The sequence below is a fragment of the Lacisediminihabitans profunda genome, assembly GCF_008040105.1.
GTDB classification, from domain to species: domain Bacteria; phylum Actinomycetota; class Actinomycetes; order Actinomycetales; family Microbacteriaceae; genus Lacisediminihabitans; species Lacisediminihabitans profunda.
The window spans coordinates 722,223-742,267 of the sequence record NZ_VRMG01000005.1 but is presented as its reverse complement, the minus strand read 5'-3'; the positions used below and the strand labels follow the sequence as shown (position 1 = coordinate 742,267).

The following is a 20,045-nucleotide window of genomic DNA, read 5'->3' as shown; positions in this document are numbered from 1 at the left end:
CCGCTCATCGCGTCTCTCCCTTCCGCGCGTTCCCGAATTCGATGAAGTTCGCCGAGACCCGCCAGGCGACCGCGACCGCGACGAGCACGACGCTGGCGAGCGCGAGGGCGAGAAACCAGACGGATGTTCCGTCCGAGCCGTTTCCGATCGAGTGCGCGAGGGCGACCGGCCAGAGGGCGTAGGTGAACCAGTGCACGACGCGGAAGACGCGCCGGCCGATCCAGCGCCGCAGCAGGCTCGTGACGATGATGGCCAGCATCAGGTCCAGCGCGAGGGTGCCGAGACCGAGCCAGAACGGTTTGGCGGCGCCCAGGAACGGCACGAAGAAATCCACCACTCTGAGCTGGGCGTACGAGTCGAAGAAGAGCGAGACGATGTGGATCACGAGAAAGACGCTCGCCAGCAGCGAGGAGTTGCGGTGGACGAGGGTGACCGAGAATCGCGGCAGCCCGAGGAGCGGCCGCCCGGAGCGGGTCACGATCCCGAGCACGACCGACACCGTCAGCAGCAGCAGCGCCACGACGCCGGTCCCGCGACCCAGTGCCCACAGTGCCTCGTTCACGGCGCGACCTCCTCGGTGACCGGCGCCTCGGCCGGCCAGCCGCCGAGAGTGACGACGCGGGCCTCGCTGTCCACGAGGCGGGCGGGCAGGCCGAGGTCGCGCACCAGATCGAGCGCGCGGTGCCCGCGCACGATGCACGCCGTGCTCACGGTGTTGGCCTCGACGCAACTGCGCGCCGAGACGGTGGCGCTCCGCCAGACCGGCTCGGCCGGGCGTCCGAGACGCGGATCGAGGATGTGGTGCATCCGTTCGCCCGCGCGGGTCCACTGGCGCTTCTGCGTGCTCGACGTCGCCAGGGCGAACCCCGCCGCGAGGGTGACCGTGGAGCGGGGATCCGCTGGCAGGTCCTGCACGAGCACGACCCACCCGCCCTCCGGCGATTCTCCGGCGGTCGCGATGTCGCCGCCGAGGCTCACGAGCACCCCGGTGGGCAGTTCGGCGGCGACGCGGGCCGCAGCGAGGTCGGCGGCGAAGGCCTTCGCCGTCGCGCCGAGGTCGAGGGCGAGGTCCGACGGCACCGTGAGACGGCGTCCGTCGAGCAGAACCCTCCGCCAGCCGGGCACGATCGCCACCCGGGTGACGGTCAGGCCGGATGTGCGATCAGCCAGGAGGGCGATGTCGCGGTCGTAGCCGAGCGCGGCGAGCTCGTTGCCGAGCGTCGGGTCGACGTCGCCGTCGGTGAGTTCGGCGGCGTGGAGGGCCTCGCGCACGAGCTCCGCGAGCATCCCGCTCACCTCGACGCCGTTCGGCAAGTCCGCCGAAAGCCGGGCGAGCTCGGAGTCTGCCCGAAAGCGGCTGCACGCCGCGTCGACCTCATCCAGCACCAGCCGGGTGATCTCCACCGCCCGATCGAGCTGGTGCGGCTCCGTGACCACCACGCGGGCGGTCGTGCTCCAGACCGGCCAGTCGGCCGCGTTCCCCGGCACGTCAGGAGCCGGTCGTCTGGGCCTGGCTGCTGCTGGCCGAACTCGACCCGACCGATGAGCCGGAACTCGAGGCCGTCGATCCGCCGGTGCTCGTGGATGTGGCGGCGGTCGAGGCCGACGTCGTTGGGCCGGCCGCAAGGGCGATGCCGCCCATTGCCGCCGAGCCGATCACGCCGGCCACCGCCAGCACAGCGGTGAGGGCTCTCGCCCTACGCTTGCCCGACTCCCGTGGGTTCATGGTCTTCGCCTTCCGTTGCTGCGCGTCTCGCGCGATAGTGACAGTGTGGGGATCGCGCCTATGCGGTTTCTATGAGCGCCCTGTGGACAGCCTCCGCAGTTTCCGCCGGAGCGCCGAGCAGCGCAATCGGGAGGGGAGGACGTCGTGAACTACCAGGTGGAGTCCCGAACGCTCGAGGAACAGCCGACGGCCGTGATCAGCGCCCGTCTTCCCTTTGCCGACGTGCCGCAGTGGCTCCCCGAGGCCTTCCAGGAGGTCGTCGAGGCGCTGGCACGGCAGGGAGTGCGACCCGGCGGAATGCCGTTCGCGCGCTACGTCTTTCATCCGGACGCGATCGGACTGGAGGCGGGCCTACCGGTGCAGCGCCCGGTGACGCCGGATGGGCGGGTGGTGCCCGGGAGCCTGCCTGGCGGCGCCGCCGCGGTGACGACCCATGTGGGCCCGTACGAAGACCTCGAGGCCGCGGTGGGGGCGCTCCGTGAGTGGATCATCGCGCAGGGGGGCGAACCTGCCGGAGGGCACTGGGAGATCTACCACTCCGATTCCGCCGTCGAGCCGGATCCGCGCACCTGGCGCACCGAGGTCGTGCTCCCGTGGCGCGCGAAGACGCCGCCCGGTGCCCCTACCGGAGGTTCGCCGCGAGAAACTCGTTGACATCGTCGAGCTCGTCGCGCGAGATGGAGTGCCCGATGCCCGAGTAGAGCCGGGTGGTGAGGGTCGAGTGGGACGGCAGCCAGGCGACGGTGCGCTCGATCGCCGACTGGGGGATGACCGGGTCCGCGGCATCCCGCCCCCAGAAGACGGGCGGTCGCAGCACCTCGAGCCGCTCGTCGGCCGGAGCCTCGCCCTGGATGACGAAACCGGCGAGGTTCACGAAGGCGGCGAACCGCTCGGGGGCGTGGCGCGCCAGGTGCAGGGTCATGGCCCCGCCCTGCGAGAAGCCGAGCAGGCCGACCGGGCCCATCGCGGGCACGGTGTCGAGCCACTCGAGCACCGCGGAGACCGCGGCGTCGGCCGCGACGAGGCTCGGCAGCCCGGGCTCACCGACCGGGAACCAGGAGAACCCGTCGCCGAGGGCGAGGGGTGCCCGAACCGAGGCGATCACCGCCTGGGACGGAAGGAGCGGCGCGAGGGCGAACAGGTCGTTTTCGTGCGACCCTCGGCCGTGGAGGAGTACGAGCAACGGCCGGGACGCGAGCGCCTGAACCCGCTCAGCCTCGGGGACCGACCAGACGACGGCGGACGGGTCGATGGCGAAACTGGACGACATGACTACAGCCTAGGCGGAGCCTCTCGGGCGATCCGCATCCCCTCGGGCAAACCGATTCGGCCGGGATGCCGAACCCTCAGCGGCGGCGCATGAGCCTAGTCGGTGTCCGGCCCGAGAATCGCGTTCGCGACGGTCGCGTGCACCGAGTCGTCGTTGCTGGGGTGGAAGCCGCCGGCGAGCACGTCGCGGTAGAGCCGACCCAGCTCGCTCGACGTCGAGAAGGCCGCGCCGCCGGCCACGGAAACGGCCTGGTCCACGACGTAGCGGGCGTTGCGAGTGGTCCGCCACTTGAGCCCGACGAGCGCACGGAACCACTGGTCGCCCCGGTCGGCGAGCGCGTCGATGTCCCCCGCCAGGGACTCCAGTTGCGGCCAGAGCGCGTCCTGCGCGAGCGCCGCATCCGCAATCTTCCACCGAGTCGCCGGGTCGCGATCCTTCGTCGTTCCGGTGCGGGCGGAGACGCGGGACTGAGCGGCGGAGACGGCCAGTTCGAGGGCACGCTCGCCGATGCCGAGGTACACGGCGGAGACGAGGATCTCGAAGTTGGCGAAGATGGCGAAGATGAGGGGGTCCGCGTTCGGGCCCGGGGGAAGCCGTCGCACGATGCGGTCGGCGGCGGCGACCACCCCGTCGAGCCTGGTGCTGTTGCTCTGGCTCGCCCGCATGCCGATCGTGTCCCAGTCGTCGAGGATCGTGATGCCCGCGGCGTCGCGGGTCACGAAGGCGTGAACGAGCTTCGGCGCGTCGTCCGAGATCGTGTCCAGGCCGAAGAGCCCCAGCCTCGTCCAGGCCGGCGAGAGGCTCGTGAAGATCTTGGTGCCGGTGAAGGCGTAGCCGCCGCCCGGAAGCGGCCGGGCATCCGTCGTGCTCCCGAAGAGCACGAGGTCGTTCCCCGCCTCGCTGATCGCGAACGCGAACAGCTCGCCCGCCGCCGCCTCGGTGAGCACGAACTCGAGCGAGTCATCCCCCCGATCGCGCAGCGTCTTCGCGATGCCGGTCCAGACCAGGTGCATGTTCACGGCGAGGGCCGTCGCGGGCGCGGCCTTCGCGAGCCTCGCCTGCTCGTGAGCGAGCTCGACGAGCGTGAGTCCCGCTCCGCCGAGCTCCACCGGAACATGAGCGGCGAGATAGCCGGCGGCCCGCAGCTCGGCCAGGTCTTCGGAGAAGAACCGGTTGTCGCGGTCGTAGCCGGCCGCCCGGTCGTGGATGCGGGCGAGCAGGGCATCGTCGAGAATCGTCACCGCTCAAGCATGGCACCGCTCACTCCCGACGTCCCCCCTTCCGAAATCCATGCATTCCTGGCCGACACGCCGCTCAACTGCGCATCGGGCAGCGTGTCGGGCGAGAATTGCATGGATTTCGGAAGGGTTGCCCCGAGCACGCAAGAATGGATCGAGTGAGCCCACCCCTCGACACCGCGCCGCCCACGCGGTCGCACCTGATCGACCTCGCCCCGCTGCGGGAGAGCCCTGCCTTCGCCAAGCTCTGGGTCGGCAACTCGATCTCGGGCGTCGGCGCTCAGATGACGATCGTCGCCGTCGGGCTGCACATTTACCAGATCACCGGGTCGACCTTCGCGGTCTCCCTCGTCGGGGCCTTCGCGCTGCTTCCGATGATCGTGTTCGGCCTCTACGGCGGAATGCTCGCCGACGCGTTCGACCGACGGCTCGTGCTTCTCGTCGCCGCGATCGTCGCGTGGGCGTCGACGATCACCCTCGCCGCGCTCGCCTGGACGGGGGTGGAGGTCGTCTGGCCCTTCTACCTGCTCACCACGGTGAACGCGGTCGCCGCGACGGTGATCGGCACCGTGCGCTCGGCCGTGCTCCCGCGCCTACTCCCGCCTCGGCTGCTGCCGGCGGCCGCCGCGCTCTCCGGGGCGAGCTTCGGGGTCATGGTCACCGTCGGGCCGGCCATCGCCGGGGTGCTCGTGGCCACCGTCGGCTTCGGCTGGACATACACCGTGGATGTCCTGCTGTTCCTCAGCGCCTTCCTCGGCATCGCCGCACTCCCCCGACTCGCGCCGGAGGGCGACATCCATCGCCCGGGACTGGAGTCGCTCCGGTATGGGCTCGCCTTCCTGCGCACCGCTCCCAACATCCGCATGTCCTTCGTCGTCGACACCATCGCGATGACCTTCGGTCAGCCGCGCGTGCTGTTCCCCGCGGCCGGCGCGCTCGTGCTCGGCGGCGGACCGGTCACCGTCGGCGTGCTCACCGCGGCCGGGGCGCTCGGCGCACTGCTCAGCAGCCTGCTGTCCGGCCGCGTCGGCCATCGGCGCTGGCACGGCCGCGAAATCACGAACGCGATCCTCACCTACGGCGCATTCATCGTCGGCTTCGGTGTGGTGCTGGCGATTCTCGGCCTCGGACTCTTCGGCCAGGTCGCCGGTTCGGTCGGAAGCCCGAACATCGCCGCGATCGTTGTGGCGTCGGTCATGCTGGCCGGCGCGGGGGCGGCGGACAACGTGAGCAGCATCTTCCGCCAGACGATGCTGCAGACCGCGGTGCCCGACAACATGCGCGGCAGGCTGCAGGGGGTCTTCACCGTGGTCGTCACCGGTGGCCCTCGGGTCGGCGACATCTTCGTCGGGGTGGTGGCGGCGATCGGGGCGCTCTGGCTGCCGCCTCTTCTCGGCGGCCTGCTCATCCTGAGCCTGCTCCTGGCCGTCACCCGACTCCAGCGGGGCTTCCTGCGTTACGACGCGCTCACCCCCACCCCCTGAGCCTCTTCCCCTTCCGAAATCCATGCATTCCTGGGCAACACGCCGCTCAACTGCGCATCGGGCAGCGTGTCGCCGAGAATCGCATGGATTTCGGAAGGCGGCGAAGAGTCGGGTCAGCCGAGGGTAATGCCCGCCGGCAGGTCCCCATCCGCCACGAGGTAGAGCCGCTGGGTCGCGCGGGTCATCGCCACGTAGAGGGCGCCGGCACCACGCTCCGAGGCCGCGACTATACCCGCCGGGTCGACGACGATCACCGAATCGAACTCGAGGCCCTTCGCCTCCTGTGGGGAGAGCAGCGCGATGTCGCGGGTGAGCCCCTGGGCGCCGAGGCCCACCGCTGAGCCGAATTCCTCCGCGAGCCTCGCGCCGAGCTCGTCGATCCCGGTCTCCGGCACGATCACGGCGAGGGTGCCTCCCGCGTCGAGGTCGCGTTCCCGACGCACCGCCTCCACGGCGTCGGTGAGAACCTCGATGGGCCACTCGCTCGCCCGCACCGCCCTCGACGGCGTCACCGGCAGTCCGTGGGCGACCGCCATCGACTCTGCCGAGGCCGCGATCTGGCTCGGCGTGCGGTAGTTGACGGTGAGTTCCTCGAGCCTCCACCGCTCGGCCTCCGCCGAACCGGCGAGCAGCGGGTCGAGCGCCGTCAGCCAGCTCGAGGAGGCGGCGGCCGATGCGACCTGGGCGATGTCGCCGACGATGGTGAACGAGCGGAGCGGGCCCCGCCGCAGCAGCAGCTTCCACTGCATCGGCGAGAGCTCCTGGGCCTCGTCGACCACGACGTGGCCGTAGGTCCAGGTGCGGTCCAGCGCCGCACGCTCCGCCGTCGTCGCGCGGTCGCCGAGCTCGGCGAAGTTGTCTGCGAGGTCCTTCGCGTTCACCTGGCCCTTCACATCCATGTTCTGGATGGCCGCCTCCGCGTTCTCGATGTCTCGCTTGCGCTGCTGCTTCTGTTCGCGCTTCTGCGCGGCATCGACCAGGTTGTATTCGCCGAGGTGCTCGGCGGCCTCGTCGAGAAGCGGGATGTCGGCGATCGTGAACTCCGCATCCCGGCTTCGCCTCAGCAGGGCCCGCTGCTCGGCGGTCCAGCGCGGGGTCAGCTCGGCGAGCCACTGCGGGCGGGCGTAGAGGTCCTGCAGGAGCTTCTGCGGCGTGAGCGGCAGCCACGCCGTGTTGAGCGCCACCCGCACGTCTTCGGCCGAGCGCAGGTCCTCCCGAAGCATGGGAAGATCCGACTCGTCCATCGAGTTGCCGTTGGACTTGAGTTGCGCAAGCCACTCCCGGGAGAGCGCGCCCAGGGCGTTCTTCACGAAGGTGACGCGGGCCTCGTTGTACGGCTTGCCGCCCTCGCGCGCCCGGTTCATCGCGTTCTGGATGAGCTGCGGGTCGAGGGTGAGCCGGTCGCCGTTCACGTCGAGAACCTGCGGCTCGGCCGGCACACGCTGCCTCGACTTCACCGCGCGGGCGATGAGCCCGGCCATGAACGCCTTGCCCTTGAGCGCGGCCACGGCCGGGGAATCCTCCCTCGTCGCCTCGACTCCCGGGTACAACTGCCCAACGCTCGCGAGCACGACGCCGGTCTCGCCGAGGGACGGCAGCACGGCCTCGATGTACTGAAGGAACGATCGGGACGGCCCCACGATGAGCACCCCGGAGTTCTTGAGCCGGTCGCGGTGCGAGTAGAGCAGGTAGGCGGCCCGGTGCAGCGCGACCGCGGTCTTCCCGGTGCCGGGGCCGCCCTGCACCACGAGCACACCGCCGAGGTCGGACCGGATGATGCGGTCCTGCTCGGCCTGAATCGTCGCGACGATGTCGGACATCCGCCCGGTGCGTTGCGCGGTGAGCGCCGCCAGCAGGGCGCCCTCGCCCTGAAGCTCGGTCGTGTCGCTTTCGAGCAGGGTCGCGTCGAAGATCTCGTCCTCGATGCGGATGACGCTGCGACCCTTGGAGAGCAGGTGCCGCCTGGCCCTGGCCCCGAGCGGCGTCGCCGCGGTCGCCTGGTAGAAGGCGCTGGCCTGGGGAACGCGCCAGTCGAGCAGGATCGGCTGCAGATCCTTGTCGCGCAAGCCGATCCGGCCGATGTAGCGCAGCACGTCGTCGCCGTCTTCGTCGTTCGGTTCGAGCTCGAGCCTGCCGAAGGCGAGCCGCTCGTCCACCTCGCGCAGCTGAACTATCCGGTCCTCGTAGATGCGCGCGAAGGTGTCCCGTTCTGAACGTCCCTGGTGGTTGCCGCCCACATCCAGCAGCCTCACCGCGTCGAGTTGCAGCTCGGCCTCGCGCTTGAGCGCGTCAAGCCTCGCGTAGAGAGTTCCGACGTATTCCTGTTCGCGTTGCAGCTCGTGATCGACCACTCAAACACCCCTCAAATCCAGCGTTCAAGTTTAGTCGCTTCCCGGGAGGCAACCGGACCGTTCTGTCTCGACGCGGGCGGTGTTCGCTCTCGGCCCCTTCCGAAATCCATGCTTTCCTTCGCCAGGTGCGGTGTGTCGGTGCATGACACGCCGCCGCGGTCGAGGATTGCATGGATTTCGGAAGGGGGGCAGGGAGGTGTGCTCAGGCGGGCGACGGGAGGGCGGCGAGCGCCCGGCGGTTGGCGCTGAGCTCGGCAAGCAGGTCGGACTCGTCGAGCCCGGCGCCGATCGATCCCCGGCCGGAGATCACCCTCTGCCTGGTGAAGGCGAGCCGGGTGGCGGTGCGCACGAATCGGACGTACTGGGGCCTCAACCCGAAGCGCGACGCCCACGCGATAGCCTGCCGTCGGCCGGCGGCGGTCGAGAGCAGGCCGACCTCGGTGGGCGTGAACCAGCCGACGGCCGCGTACTCGGCCAGCCGCTCCCGGGTGAGGTTCTGCTCGTGCCTCCTCAGCCGGGCGACCCCCACGATCGCGAGCGCGAAGAGGGGAACCTGCACGAGGAAGTAGTAGCGGAACCAGTCCGTCGCCCAGTAGCCGGCGCTGTTCCAGAACGCATGCAGCAGGATGGCCGGGATGAGGCCCGCGATGAAGTAGCCGACGGCTCCGAGACCGCTCGCGCGGCGGGCGGCGAGACCGAGGGCCAGGCCGGTGCAGGCCGTGAACATCACGTGCGCGAACGGCGAGAGGATGGCGCGCAGCAGGAAGGTCTGCACGATGTCGCTGCCGAAGCCGCGGTCCTCGATGATCGCGAGCCCGAAGTACTGCAGGTTCTCGGTGAACGCGAACCCGATGGCGATCGTCGCCCCGTAGACCACGCCGTCGACCGGCCCGTCGAAGGTGCGCCGCATCGCCCAGAAGACGAGCAGGATGCCGAGCCCCTTCGCGAACTCCTCCACCACGGGCGCCTGGAACACCGCGGCGAAGAATTCGGAGCCGGCCGACCGGGGAATCCCGGCCGCCGCCTCGTAGTACTGGGTGATCCCCGAGAACACGAGCGCGATCGAGATGGAGGCCGCGGCACCCCAGAGGAAGGCGAAGAGCAGTGCGCCGCGCGGCTCAGGTTCCCAGCGGTCGATCCAGCGGATGCCGAGCAGCACGATCACGAGCGGGATGCTCGCCAGCACCAGGGAGATGGCGAGCGTGCCGGGGCCGAGCACGCGCACGAGGTAGCCCGCGACCGCCACGAGCAGCACCGAGAGCACCAGGAATCCCAGGATGGCCAGCACGATGGTTCCGGCCCCCCGGCGCACCGGGACCGGTGCCGATCCGGGCACGACGGCGACGGGGTCGTCGCTCGGCGTGACCCCCTGGCGACCGTGCCTGGGCTCAGACATCCCGACCCGGGCGGCGGTAGGCGGCGAGAGCGGGGTCGAGCGGCACCCGGCCCACGGTGGCGATGAGGTTGACGGCGATCATCTGGCCGGCGAACGCGAGCAGGGTGAGGCGGCGTTCCGGGCTGAAGGCGGACTCGAGCCGCGCGTAGAACGCGTCCGGGATGCCGTGGGGACTGCGCACGATCAGTCGGCCCCAGTCGATGAGAAGCTGCTCGGTCTCCGTGACCTCCGGTCGGTCCGGGTCGTCTCCCGAGTCCACCAGCAGCCTGCGGAACGCGAGCGAACACACCTCGCAGTCGTTCTCATCCGAGATCGCGTAGGAGAAGAGAGACACGGCTCGTTCGCCGATCCAGGGGGCGATCTCCTCCCGGAGGGCGTACCACTCGAGGTACGCCGCGAAACTCGCCGGGTTCGCGAGAATCGTCGACTCGAGCGCCGTGATGGGCGAAGCGTCGAACTCGAGTCGTCGTTCGACGGCGGAGCGCGCCTCTGGCGGCAGTTCGTCACGCGTGGTCATCGGCAGGAAGGTCATGCGAACAGCCTAGGGAGTCGCCGCTCCGGGCGCGCAACGTTACGATTCCGGCGCGAAGACCTTGCCGGGGTTGAGGATGCCGCGCGGGTCGAACACCCGCTTGATCTGTCGCTGGATCTCGAGCTGCGCCTCGCCGAGTTCGTCTGCCAGCCAGCGCCGCTTGAGGATGCCCACCCCGTGCTCGCCGGTGAGGGTGCCGCCGAGGCGCAGCGCGGTGACGAAGAGCTCGTCGGCCGCGGCCCAGATCTGATCCGGCACGCCGCCGCTCTCCTGCGCCGGGTAGACGAAGTTCGGATGCAGGTTGCCGTCTCCGGCATGCGCGACGGTGGGGATCTCGATGCCGTAGCGGTCACCGATGTCCACGATCGCGGCGAAGATCTGCGGCAGGGCCGAGCGCGGCACCGCGATGTCCTCGATCAGCACGGTCCCCCGGGCCTCGAGCGCCGGATGGAAGGCGCGCCGGATGGCGAAGAGCCGTTCGCCCTCCTCGCGATCGGTCGTGATCTCGGCGTCTCCGCCGTGTGAACGGATGATCTCGATCGCCGCCCGCGCCTCGGCCGCGCTCGCCGCTCCATCCGTCTGCACGAGCAGCCACGAATCGCCCCGCGCGGAGAGGTCGAGCGAGAGATGCGCGTCGATCGCCCGGAGCGCCGCCGCATCGAGCAACTCGAGCGCCGCCGGGCGCAGGCCGGCCGCGGTGATCGCGGCGGAGGCCCCCGCGGCGGCGGTGATGCTGGGGAAGAAGGCGCCGATCGTGGCGACCGGTCCACTCGGCAGCACACGCAGCTTCACGGTCGCCTCGACGATGACGCCGAGGGTGCCCTCCGATCCGATCATCAGCGCGGTGAGGTCGAGGCCGGTGACACCCTTCACGCTGCGATGGCCGAGGCTGAGAAGCGTGCCGTCGGCGAGCACCACCTTGAGGCCGAGAACCGCTTCGCGGGTCACCCCGTACTTCGCGCAGAGCAGGCCACCCGCGTTGGTGGCGATGTTGCCGCCGACGGTGGAGATCGCCTTGCTCGCCGGATCCGGGGCGAACCACAGTCCGTGGGTCGCGAGCACCTCGTTGAGCTTCGAGTTGATGATCCCGGGCTCGATCACCGCGAGTTCGTCGGCCGCGGAGATCTCGAGGATTCGGTCCATCGCGAGGGTGGAGAGCACGATATCGCCGGCACTCGCGATCGCCCCGCCGGCGAGGCCGGTACCGGCGCCCCGCGGGACCACCGGGATGCCGTGGTCGTTCGCGATGCGCAGGGTCGCCTGCACGTCCTCCACGCCGCGAGCCGTCACGAGCGCCAGCGGGAGGGACCGCGAGTCGTGGCCGGACTTGTCGGTGGTGAGCGCCGCCAGTCGCCGCTGGTCGGTCGTGAGGGCCGCGCCCACGGCGGAGCGCAGCGCGGCGAGGGCCTCCTCTGTGCTCATCGGCCGGCCTCCTCGATCGCGGCCCGGAACGGGATGGAGGGCACCGCGCCGATCGACTGCACGGAGAGGGCGGCGGCCGCGGTCGCGAATCGTGCGGCGTCCTCGTACTCCCGGCCGTCCGCGATCGCGGCGGCGAACGCCCCGCAGAAGGTGTCGCCGGCACCGGTCGTGTCCACGGCGGTGACGCGAGGGGCGGCCACTCGCACGAGTTCCGCCCCGCGGTCGTAGAGCACAGCCCCGGCCGAGCCGAGGGTGACCACCACTCGGCCGACGAGCGAGGCGAGGGTCGCGGAGGCGACATCCAGCCGGTCGGATCCGCCGATCGCGCACGCCTCGTGCTCGTTCACGATCAAGTAGTCGAGGCTCGCCATCAGCCCTCGCGGCAGCGCCCGGGCGGGGGCCGCATTGAGCATCACGGTCGCGCCGAGCGCGCCGGCCGCCTCCGCGACCTCCGCGACCCGCTCGAGCGGAAGTTCCAGTTGCAGGAGCACGACGCTCGCCGCCCCGATCGCCTCCCGGTCGGCCGACCCGACCGTCGAGAAGGAACCGTTGGCCCCGGAGGCGACGATTATCGTGTTCTCGCCGAAGCCGTCGACGACGATGAAGGCCTGACCAGTCGGCTCATCGGTGCGCCGCACGAGGTGATCGGCGATCGACTCGTCGCGAAGGGTGCCGGCGAGCGCTTCGCCGTCCTCGTCGCGGCCGAGCGCGCCGATGAACGTCGTGGCCGCTCCGGCTCGGGCGGCGGCCACCGCCTGGTTGAGTCCCTTGCCTCCCGCATACTTGGCGGTCGATTTCGCGAGAATCGTCTCGCCGGGCTGCGGGATGCGTTCGACGGTGAATACGATGTCCCGGTTCGCGCTGCCCACCACGGTCACTCCGGAGCGGGAATTCGTTGTTGAGTCGCGTGACATGGTCCCACAGTAGCCTCGTCGCGGTGTCCGATTTCCGCTAGTCAATGTCGGGCGCCCGTGTGAGAGTGGAGCAATGACCTCCACACCAGCGGCCGCCGTCCGGGCCAGGGACCCGCTGTTCGCGGAGCGCTACCGGGCGATGTCGTCCCGCGACTCGCGCTTCGATGGGCAGTTCATCACCGGGGTGCACTCCACGGGCATCTATTGCCGCCCGAGCTGCCCGGCGATGACGCCGAAGCCGTCGAACGTCACCTTCTACCGCACCGCCGCCGGCGCTCACGAGGCCGGGCTTCGCGCCTGCAAGCGCTGCCTTCCGGATGCCGTGCCGGGCTCGCCGGAGTGGAACATCCGGGACGACGTGGCCTCCCGCGCGATGCGGCTCATCGCCGACGGCACCGTCGAGCGGTACGGCGTGCCCGGTCTGGCCGCCCGACTCGGCTACACCCCGCGGCACCTCGGGCGCGTGCTCGTCAGCGAGTTGGGGGCCGGCCCGCTCGCCCTCGCCCGCGCGCACCGGGCCCAGACCGCCCGCACGCTCCTCGTGAGCACCGATCTCGCTGTCGCGGACGTCGCGTTCGCGGCCGGCTTCTCGAGCATCCGCCAATTCAACGACACGATGCTCGCGGTGTACGAGTCGACGCCGACCGCGCTGCGGGCGCGCGGCGGCGGCGCGGCGGAGCGCCACCGTCAGGCTGCCACCGCGACGAAGCCCACCAGCATCACGCTGAGGCTGCCGGCCAGGGCCCCGTTCGATGGCGCCGGCCTGATGCGCTTTCTCGCGGATCACGCGATAGCCGGCATCGAGACCGCAGATGCCAGTCGATTCTGCCGTTCGGTACGCCTGCCTCATGGCGTCGGCGAGGTCGAGCTGAGTCTCGACGGGCCGACGGCCGTGCTCTGCACCGCCAGGCTCGAGAACATCGCCGACCTGTCCACCCTCGTCTCCCGGGTGCGTCGGCTGCTCGACCTCGACGCCGACTCCGAGGCGATCGATTCCTCGCTCTCGCGCGATCCGGTGCTGGCGCCCCTCGTCCTCGCTCGCCCGGGGTTGCGGCTGCCCGGGAGTCTCGATGCCGAGGAGGCCCTTTTCCGCACGATGATCGGGCAGCAGATCTCGGTCGCCGCGGCGAGCACGGTGCTCGCCAGGCTCGCACGGGAGCTGTCGGAGGCCCCCGGGCTCTTTCCCACCGCCGCCACGATCGCCGAGCACGGCAGTGAGGTGCTCCGCGGGCCGTCCTCCCGGGTGGCGAGCGTTCTCGGCGTCGCCCGCGCGATGGCTGAGGGGTCACTCGCGATCGACGTGGGGATGACCACCGAGGAGTTCACCGCCCGCCTCACCGCGCTGCCCGGAGTCGGACCGTGGACCGCCGGCTACCTCGCCATGCGGGTGCTGGGCAGCCCGGACGTGCTCCTCGCGACCGACCTCGTCATGCTCGCCAGCGCCGGTCGGCTCGGACTACCGCCGACCTCCCGAGCGCTGGCCGCGCGCGGCACGCGCTGGGCCCCGTGGCGCAGCTACGCCGGACTGCACCTGTGGGCGGCGCGCTAGCGCCCCGCGACCGGCATCAGTCGCGGTCGGTCTCCACCGGCTGCACCACGTTGATCACCCCGGTGACGGGCACGAGACCGCTCAACCGGCCGGGAGACAGCACGTGCGCCACCTCCTCCTTGGTCATCAGGCCGGCGGAGACCACGAGTTCCGCGATCGATGCGTTGGTCGTGAGCGCCGTGTGCGCCAGGGCCGCGGAGGCCGCGTAGCCGATGTACGGCGTGAGCGCGGTCACCACCCCGACCGACGACTCCACCTGCGCGGCGAGCCTCGAGGTGTTCGCCGTGATGCCGTCGATGCAGTTCACCCGGAGCGTGTAGTCCGCGTTGGTCATCCAGGCGATCGACTGCAGGATGCTGTGGGCGATCACCGGCTCGAAGGCGTTGAGCTGGAGCTGGCCGGCCTCCGCCGCCGCCGTCACCGTGGCATCCGCGCCGATCACGCTGAACGCGACCTGGTTGACGACCTCGGGGATCACCGGGTTGACCTTGCCGGGCATGATCGACGACCCGGCCTGGCGCGGCGGCAGGTTGATCTCGCCGAAACCGGCCTGCGGTCCACTCGACAGCAGGCGCAGGTCGTTGCAGATCTTGGACAGCTTGACGGCGGCCCGCTTGAGGGTGCCGCTCAGCGTCATGAAGATGCCCGCGTCCGAGGTCGCCTCGATGAGGTCGGCCGCCGTCTCCATCTGCACGCCGGTGATCTCGCTCAGGTGGCGACAGACCGCCTCGGCGTAGCGGGGGTCGGCGGTGATGCCGGTGCCGATCGCCGTCGCGCCCATGTTGATCTCGTTGAGCCACGGGATGGTCTCGCCCAGCCGGTCCAAGTCCTCGGCGAGGGTGTGGGCGAATCCGCTGAACTCCTGGCCCAGGGTCATCGGCACGGCATCCTGCATCTGGGTGCGCCCCACCTTGAGCACGTCGGCGAACTCGACGCCCTTGCGCGCGAAGGCCTCGGTGAGCTTGCGGTGCTCGTGCAGGAGCCGCTTGACCCCGAACACCATCGCGAGCTTGATCGCGGTGGGGTACACGTCGTTGGTGCTCTGGCTGCGGTTGACGTCGTCGATCGGGTGCAGGTGCTGGTAGTCGCCGAACTCGAAGCCCATGATCTCGAGGCCGCGGTTGGCGATCACCTCGTTGGTGTTCATGTTGGTGGAGGTGCCGGCACCGCCCTGGATCACACCGACCGCGAATTCGTCCTGCAGGTTGCCGGCCACGATCTCCTCGCACACCCGCTCGATGAGGTCGGCCTTCGCCGCATCCAGCACCCCGAGCTCCTTGTTTGCCCGGGCGGCGGCCTGCTTCACCCGCGCGAGGGCCTCGACCAGGTCCTTGTAGACGGCGATCGGCCGACGGGTGATCGGAAAGTTCTCGAGGGCGCGCGCCGTGTGGATGCCCCAGTAGGCATCCGCCGGGATCTCCATCGATCCCAGCGAGTCGGTCTCGGTGCGGGTGGCGGAGCGCACCGGCAGTGGCGCGGTGTGGGTCGAGGCGTAGTTGACGTGGGGGGCATCGACCCGGGCGGGGTGTCGCACCCGGCTCTCGTTCTCCATCAGGTCGTCGTTGACGGTGTCGTCGTTCACTGAGTTGTTGCTCACTTTTTTTAGGCTCCATTGCCGGTCAGATCGCTTGTGGCTGGGTGACGAGATCGAGTCTACCGGCGCCCCCGTCAGAGCGTTTCCCGGCTAACGATGCAGCGTGGGCACGATCAGGTATACGCCGTAGAGCACGAGCGCGCCGCAGGCCACGAACGACGCGATCCCGGTGGCGCGCAGCCACGGTCCGGACGCCGAGACGAGCCGGATGCCGACCGAGAAGAGCGCGACCACCCCGCACGCGGCGACCACGGACGCGACGAGCACGATGAGAAAGTTGCCCCATTCGATGGTCACTTCGCCGTCCTTCCCGTGCGGTCCCTCTTACGTCTCTTCGGCCGCACGAAGGCGGTCGGCTCCAGGTGCACGTTCTGGGCGTGCACCCGGTTGCGTCGCGAGTAGACGAAGATCCAGACGATGACCCCCACGGCCACCGCGGCATCCGCGAGGATGCCGACGATCCCGGCGAGCGCGATCCAGGAGGCGAGCGCGCCGACGAGGCCGGCGGCGGGGATGGTGATCACCCAGCCGACCGCGATGCGCCCGGCTGTGCGCCAGCGCACCGACGCGCCCTTGCGACCGATGCCGGTTCCGATCACCGAGCCGGAGGCAACCTGGGTGGTCGAGAGGGCGAACCCGAGGTGGGTCGACGCCAGGATCGTCGCCGTCGTCGCCGCCTCTGCCGCGAATCCCTGACCCGGCTCGATCTCGGTGAGCCCCTTGCCGAGGGTGCGGATGATGCGCCAGCCGCCCGTGTACGTGCCGATGGCGATCGCGAGCGCGCAGACCACGATCACCCAGAGCGCAGGGCCCGTGCCCGCCTTCTGCGTGCCGGCGGCGATCAGGGTGAGGGTGATCACTCCCATGGTCTTCTGCGCGTCGTTCGTGCCGTGGGCGAGCGAGACGAGCGACGACGTGAACACCTGCCCGTAGCGGAACCGGCCCCGCTGCTTCTTCTTCGTCACGGCGTAGGCGATCTTCGTCGCCAGGTACGCCACGAGACCGGCGGTGACCGGGGCGAGAATCGCCGGGAACACGACCTTAGACAGCAGCACGGAGACGTCGATCGAGCCGAACCCGGCTCCGACGACGGCGGCGCCGATCAGCCCGCCGAACAGGGCGTGGCTCGAGCTCGACGGGAGCCCGAGCAGCCAGGTGACGAGATTCCAGAGGATCGCGCCGATGAGGCCCGCGAAGATCATCACGGGCGTGATCTGGACACCGTTCGACCCCTCTCGGATGAGCCCGCCCGAGATCGTCTGCGCGACGGCGGTGGAGAGGAAGGCGCCGACGAGGTTGAGCACCGCGGCGAGGGCCACGGCCATCCTCGGCTTGAGTGCGCCCGTCGCGATCGGGGTCGCCATCGCGTTGGCGGTGTCGTGGAACCCGTTCGTGAAGTCGAAGAAGAGAGCCAGTGCGATGACCAGCGCGACCATGACTGAGATGTCCACTGGCCAGAGTCTTACAGGAAGCGGAACGGGAGGCAACCCGGAGATAAACGCCGGCCTCACCGGAGGGCCGGGCACGGCCGGAAACCGGTTCGGCGTAGAGTCGAGCCATCATGGCAACCATCTCCGTGGTCATCCCGGTCTTCAACGATGCGCCCATGCTCAGGGTCTGCCTCGCGGCCCTCGCCGCGCAGTCGAGGCCGGCGGACGAGATCATCGTCGTGGACAACGACAGCACAGACGACACGACGGAGGTCGGTCTCGCCGGGGGCGCGCGGGTCATCACGGAACAGGTCAGCGGCATCTTCCCGGCGGCGGCGGCCGGCTACGACGCCGCGCGCGGCGACATCATCGCCAGGCTCGACGCGGATTCCGTTCCCCCCAGGGACTGGCTGGAGCGGATCGAGGCCGCCCTCGTCGACACCGACGGTCTCGCCTGCATCACCGGTCCGGGCGACTTCTACGGATCCAACCGGTTCGTGCGCTGGGTGGCCCGCACGATCTACATCGGCGGCATGTTCGTGTTCGTGGGAGCCATGCTCGGTCACCCGCCGCTCTTCGGGTCGAACTTCGCGATGCCCTCCCGGGTGTGGCAGCGGGTTCGCGGGAGGGTGAACCGTTCGCTCCCCCACATCCACGACGATCTCGATCTCAGCTACCACCTCGAGCCGGACATGAGCGTCATCTACGACCCCACCCTCAGGGTCGCCGTGTCCGCGCGGCCGTTCGACTCGTGGAGCGCCCTCGCTCGCCGACTCTCCTGGGTGACCCCGACCCTGTCGAAGGACTTCAGCCAACAACGCCCCCTCCCGAGGCTCCGGGCGAGGCGCGCCTGGGCGAGGCAGCACGAGGCCGACGAGCGCCCTCGTACCGGTTGAGCGCTGGCTACCCGGCCCGGGAGAAGAGCGCGAGCAGGTCGCGATTGAGCTGGTTGGGCGACGTCTCGCACGGACTGTGCCCGGCGCGGTAGACGGCGAGCTGGGCGCCGATCTCGCGGGCGAACCCGGTGTGCAGCCTCAGCGGCCAGAGGTCGTGCTCGCCCACCGCCACGAGCTTGGGGATGGCGGAGGCCGCGAGCTCGCCGCGGAGATCCGGCGTGCGCTTCATGAGAGTGATGATGTCGCTCACCGAGTCGAATCTGGTGGCGGCGAACCGGATGTTGACGAACCGCAGGCGGCCGGGGCTCACCTTCACGAAGTTGCGCTTGATCCCCCAGATCATCAGCGACGCCCCCACCCGCCCCGGGGCCAGCCAGCTGAGCCGGCCGATCCTGCTCACCCCGCGGAAGGCCTGACCCGGCTGGGGCGGAGCGCTCAGGAAGGTGAGGCTCGCGAAGAGCTCCGGGCGCTGGGTGTAGGCCAGTTGCGCGACGCTCGCCGCGAAGGAGTAGCCGAGCACGTGTGCCGGCGCCTGACCGGACTCGAGCACGGCGATGAGGTCGCCCACGAACAGGTCGTAGTCGTAGCGCGGTCGCGGCGGACGCAGGTTCTGCGGACCGGCCGACGCCGACTCGTACTGGCCGGCCAGGTCGTAGGTCTGCACGTGGTACCCCGCCGCGGCGAGCCCGGGCAGCATGAGCGTGAAGTCCTCCTTCGACCCGGTGACGCCGGGGACCAGCACCACCCGCGTGTTTCCCGGGTCGCCGATCGTCAGCATGCTCAGGTCGCCGCTCGGTGCGCTAAACGCCAAGGCGGTCGCGCCGGGCGGCGGAACCGTCCAGTCGATGTCCGGCAGGGCGGCGTCCAGCCGCGCGGCCTCGTCGATCGCCGACGAACCGAAGCCCTCGGGGTCCGCTCCGGCGGTCGAGCCTTCTCCGCTAGTCACTCGCCCAATGTATCCCCACGGCGGCGCATCCAGGCCGAGCTCCGCGGTCACTGCGCGACTGGCTAGTGCGCAACGACCTTCGCCGGGCTCGCGACGCGGCCCACGAACTCCTGGAGCCTGCGATAGACCTCCTGGGACTCCGGAAAGCGCGCGTCCTGCTGCCAGGTGTGCTCGGTGTTGCGGCTGGCCCGCTCGAAGATCACCGTGTCGACCGGCACGCCGTGCTTGCGGAGGCGGGCGACGTAGTTGAGGTTCGCCCGGTAGAAGTAGTCGCGCTCGGAGGTCGTGACGAAGACCGGAGGGTGCCCGGCACCGACCCATTCGATCGGCGACAGGTAGCGCGCGGCGGACCTGAGGGCCGAGCCGCGGCCGCCGTGCGGGAGGAGCATGCGAATGAAGCCGAGGCTCAGGATGAAGCCGCGCTCGAAGATCACCGAGAAGTCGACGGCGCTGCAGTGCTGCACCAGTCCGCGCAGGCTGGAACGGTCGAGGGAGGGCTCGAGGGAGTAGTGGCCCGAGAGGCGGTGGTCCACCACGAGCGAGGAGTACAGGGCGGCGATCTGGCCACCGGCCGAGTCCCCGCCGAGCACGACCCGGCTCGGGTCGCCTCCGAATTCGCGGATGTTGGCCGAGACCCAGGCCAGCGCCGCATCCGCGTCTTCGAGCATGTGCGACATGCGGAACGACGTGGCCATGCGGTAGTTCACGTTGACCACGACCATTCCCGCCATGGCCTGGCTCGCGCAGTACTTGGTGAGTGCCGACTTGTCGCCGGAGGTCCAGCCCCCGCCGTGGAAGTACACGTAGACCGGCAACGGGCCATGCGACTCCTTCGGCGAGATCACGTCGAGGCGGTGTTCGCGGATGCCGTCGCCGACGAAGTCGACGTCTGACACGTAGTCCACGGTCGTGATCGGATCGACGTTGAGCCGTACCCGCTCGCTCGGGCCGAGTCGCGCCATCAGGCTTCGCCAGACCCAGACGGGAACCCGTCTCAGAATCGATCGAGCGGCTCCGCCGGACGCGACACTCGACTCTTTCGGATCTCCCATGCTGACGACGCTACCGGTCGCTCCCGAGATAGCGCTGGGAGCAAGCTGGGCACTGGCCCGGCCGGGCCATTTCGGCCCGGTTTCCCCGGAATCGCGGCCCCGAATTGGGGGCACCTCCCCGGCCGCAGGCCCTCCCGCGCGGGGTCGCGGCCCGATAGATTAGCCGTACCCGAATATGTAACACCCCAGGGGAATGTCTGCTTTAGGCGATTCCCAGTAATCTGGCCGTCGATGGCCGACTGCGG

Annotated in this window: 19 protein-coding genes; 4 read left to right on the top strand and 15 right to left on the bottom strand. The window is 70.2% G+C overall.

The window, feature by feature from the left end:
- Positions 1–4 precede the first annotated feature (4 nt).
- Genes FVP33_RS08015 through FVP33_RS08005 form a run of 3 tightly spaced genes read right to left on the bottom strand, consistent with a single transcriptional unit; the run spans position 5 to position 1,726 of the window.
- Positions 5–562, bottom strand: coding sequence for a ferric reductase-like transmembrane domain-containing protein (locus FVP33_RS08015; RefSeq protein ID WP_147783064.1), 558 nt, complete (start codon positions 560–562; stop codon positions 5–7).
- Positions 559–1,488, bottom strand: coding sequence for an FAD:protein FMN transferase (locus tag FVP33_RS08010; RefSeq protein WP_147783063.1), 930 nt, complete (start codon positions 1,486–1,488; stop codon positions 559–561). The genes FVP33_RS08015 and FVP33_RS08010 overlap by 4 nt, the downstream gene beginning before the upstream one ends.
- Position 1,489: 1 nt before the next feature.
- Positions 1,490–1,726, bottom strand: coding sequence for a hypothetical protein (locus tag FVP33_RS08005; protein WP_147783062.1), 237 nt, complete (start codon positions 1,724–1,726; stop codon positions 1,490–1,492).
- Between the two features lie 144 nt (positions 1,727–1,870).
- On the opposite strand from FVP33_RS08005, the gene FVP33_RS08000 reads away from it, so the two are divergent.
- A complete protein-coding gene (locus FVP33_RS08000) occupies positions 1,871–2,380 on the top strand; it encodes a GyrI-like domain-containing protein (RefSeq protein ID WP_147783061.1) in 510 nt (169 codons plus the stop codon).
- On the opposite strand, the gene FVP33_RS07995 is transcribed toward FVP33_RS08000, so the two are convergent.
- Together FVP33_RS07995 and FVP33_RS07990 are read right to left on the bottom strand one after the other, a co-directional pair.
- Entirely contained in the window at positions 2,349–2,996 is a 648-nt protein-coding gene (locus tag FVP33_RS07995; protein WP_147783060.1) for an alpha/beta hydrolase, read from the bottom strand. The two genes, FVP33_RS08000 and FVP33_RS07995, sit on opposite strands and share 32 nt — an antisense overlap.
- A gap of 95 nt (positions 2,997–3,091) precedes the next feature.
- Positions 3,092–4,237: an acyl-CoA dehydrogenase family protein gene (locus FVP33_RS07990; protein WP_147783059.1), complete on the bottom strand. Its 1,146-nt coding sequence runs from the start codon at positions 4,235–4,237 to the stop codon at positions 3,092–3,094.
- 146 nt (positions 4,238–4,383) lie between these two features.
- On the opposite strand from FVP33_RS07990, the gene FVP33_RS07985 reads away from it, so the two are divergent.
- Complete coding sequence (locus tag FVP33_RS07985) at positions 4,384–5,718, top strand: MFS transporter (RefSeq protein WP_147783058.1); 1,335 nt, start codon at positions 4,384–4,386, stop codon at positions 5,716–5,718.
- 113 nt (positions 5,719–5,831) lie between these two features.
- Here the strand turns inward: FVP33_RS07985 and FVP33_RS07980 are convergent, their stop codons facing one another.
- The 5 genes from FVP33_RS07980 to FVP33_RS07960 form a co-directional block, all read right to left on the bottom strand.
- A complete protein-coding gene (locus FVP33_RS07980; protein WP_147783057.1) occupies positions 5,832–8,069 on the bottom strand; it encodes a HelD family protein in 2,238 nt (745 codons plus the stop codon).
- Between the two features lie 202 nt (positions 8,070–8,271).
- The gene (locus FVP33_RS07975) at positions 8,272–9,465 is read right to left on the bottom strand and encodes a PrsW family intramembrane metalloprotease (protein ID WP_147783056.1); all 1,194 of its coding nucleotides are present in this window, start codon (positions 9,463–9,465) and stop codon (positions 8,272–8,274) included.
- On the bottom strand, positions 9,458–9,997 hold the full coding sequence (locus FVP33_RS07970) for a hypothetical protein (RefSeq protein ID WP_147783055.1): 540 nt from the start codon (positions 9,995–9,997) through the stop codon (positions 9,458–9,460). The genes FVP33_RS07975 and FVP33_RS07970 overlap by 8 nt, the downstream gene beginning before the upstream one ends.
- Positions 9,998–10,036: 39 nt before the next feature.
- Complete coding sequence (locus FVP33_RS07965; RefSeq protein ID WP_147783054.1) at positions 10,037–11,419, bottom strand: FAD-binding oxidoreductase; 1,383 nt, start codon at positions 11,417–11,419, stop codon at positions 10,037–10,039.
- Positions 11,416–12,333: a ribokinase gene (locus tag FVP33_RS07960; RefSeq protein WP_147783053.1), complete on the bottom strand. Its 918-nt coding sequence runs from the start codon at positions 12,331–12,333 to the stop codon at positions 11,416–11,418. Before FVP33_RS07960 ends, FVP33_RS07965 begins: the two co-directional genes overlap by 4 nt.
- 73 nt (positions 12,334–12,406) lie before the next feature.
- Here FVP33_RS07960 and FVP33_RS07955 point away from each other — a divergent pair, with 73 nt between their 5' ends.
- Complete coding sequence (locus FVP33_RS07955; RefSeq protein WP_147783052.1) at positions 12,407–13,882, top strand: AlkA N-terminal domain-containing protein; 1,476 nt, start codon at positions 12,407–12,409, stop codon at positions 13,880–13,882.
- 16 nt (positions 13,883–13,898) lie between these two features.
- On the opposite strand, the gene FVP33_RS07950 is transcribed toward FVP33_RS07955, so the two are convergent.
- The 3 genes from FVP33_RS07950 to FVP33_RS07940 form a co-directional block, all read right to left on the bottom strand.
- A complete protein-coding gene (locus FVP33_RS07950; protein ID WP_147783236.1) occupies positions 13,899–15,434 on the bottom strand; it encodes an aspartate ammonia-lyase in 1,536 nt (511 codons plus the stop codon).
- 132 nt (positions 15,435–15,566) lie between these two features.
- Positions 15,567–15,773: a hypothetical protein gene (locus tag FVP33_RS07945; protein ID WP_246142228.1), complete on the bottom strand. Its 207-nt coding sequence runs from the start codon at positions 15,771–15,773 to the stop codon at positions 15,567–15,569.
- Positions 15,770–16,927 carry an inorganic phosphate transporter gene (locus tag FVP33_RS07940; RefSeq protein ID WP_147783051.1) on the bottom strand — a complete coding sequence of 386 codons (1,158 nt, stop codon included), beginning with the start codon at positions 16,925–16,927 and terminating at the stop codon, positions 15,770–15,772. Before FVP33_RS07940 ends, FVP33_RS07945 begins: the two co-directional genes overlap by 4 nt.
- Before the next feature lie 110 nt (positions 16,928–17,037).
- Here FVP33_RS07940 and FVP33_RS07935 point away from each other — a divergent pair, with 110 nt between their 5' ends.
- A complete protein-coding gene (locus FVP33_RS07935) occupies positions 17,038–17,802 on the top strand; it encodes a glycosyltransferase family 2 protein (protein WP_147783050.1) in 765 nt (254 codons plus the stop codon).
- A gap of 7 nt (positions 17,803–17,809) precedes the next feature.
- On the opposite strand, the gene FVP33_RS07930 is transcribed toward FVP33_RS07935, so the two are convergent.
- Positions 17,810–18,748 (bottom strand): alpha/beta fold hydrolase, encoded by a 939-nt coding sequence (locus tag FVP33_RS07930; protein ID WP_246142227.1) that lies wholly within the window; start codon positions 18,746–18,748, stop codon positions 17,810–17,812.
- A gap of 62 nt (positions 18,749–18,810) precedes the next feature.
- Complete coding sequence (locus FVP33_RS07925) at positions 18,811–19,800, bottom strand: alpha/beta hydrolase (protein WP_246142226.1); 990 nt, start codon at positions 19,798–19,800, stop codon at positions 18,811–18,813.
- Between the last annotated feature and the right edge of the window lie 245 nt (positions 19,801–20,045).

What these genes read in the sequence shown, in the direction of transcription:
- FVP33_RS08005 (WP_147783062.1), bottom strand. Translation starts at nt 1,726, where the DNA reads ATGAACCCACGGGAGTCGGGCAAGCGTAGGGCGAGAGCCCTCACCGCT.
- FVP33_RS07995 (WP_147783060.1), bottom strand. Translation starts at nt 2,996, where the DNA reads ATGTCGTCCAGTTTCGCCATCGACCCGTCCGCCGTCGTCTGGTCGGTC.
- FVP33_RS07985 (WP_147783058.1), top strand. Translation starts at nt 4,384, where the DNA reads ATGGATCGAGTGAGCCCACCCCTCGACACCGCGCCGCCCACGCGGTCG.
- FVP33_RS07975 (WP_147783056.1), bottom strand. Translation starts at nt 9,465, where the DNA reads ATGTCTGAGCCCAGGCACGGTCGCCAGGGGGTCACGCCGAGCGACGAC.
- FVP33_RS07970 (WP_147783055.1), bottom strand. Translation starts at nt 9,997, where the DNA reads ATGACCTTCCTGCCGATGACCACGCGTGACGAACTGCCGCCAGAGGCG.
- FVP33_RS07965 (WP_147783054.1), bottom strand. Translation starts at nt 11,419, where the DNA reads ATGAGCACAGAGGAGGCCCTCGCCGCGCTGCGCTCCGCCGTGGGCGCG.
- FVP33_RS07960 (WP_147783053.1), bottom strand. Translation starts at nt 12,333, where the DNA reads ATGTCACGCGACTCAACAACGAATTCCCGCTCCGGAGTGACCGTGGTG.
- FVP33_RS07955 (WP_147783052.1), top strand. Translation starts at nt 12,407, where the DNA reads ATGACCTCCACACCAGCGGCCGCCGTCCGGGCCAGGGACCCGCTGTTC.
- FVP33_RS07950 (WP_147783236.1), bottom strand. Translation starts at nt 15,434, where the DNA reads ATGGAGAACGAGAGCCGGGTGCGACACCCCGCCCGGGTCGATGCCCCC.
- FVP33_RS07935 (WP_147783050.1), top strand. Translation starts at nt 17,038, where the DNA reads ATGGCAACCATCTCCGTGGTCATCCCGGTCTTCAACGATGCGCCCATG.
- FVP33_RS07925 (WP_246142226.1), bottom strand. Translation starts at nt 19,800, where the DNA reads ATGGGAGATCCGAAAGAGTCGAGTGTCGCGTCCGGCGGAGCCGCTCGA.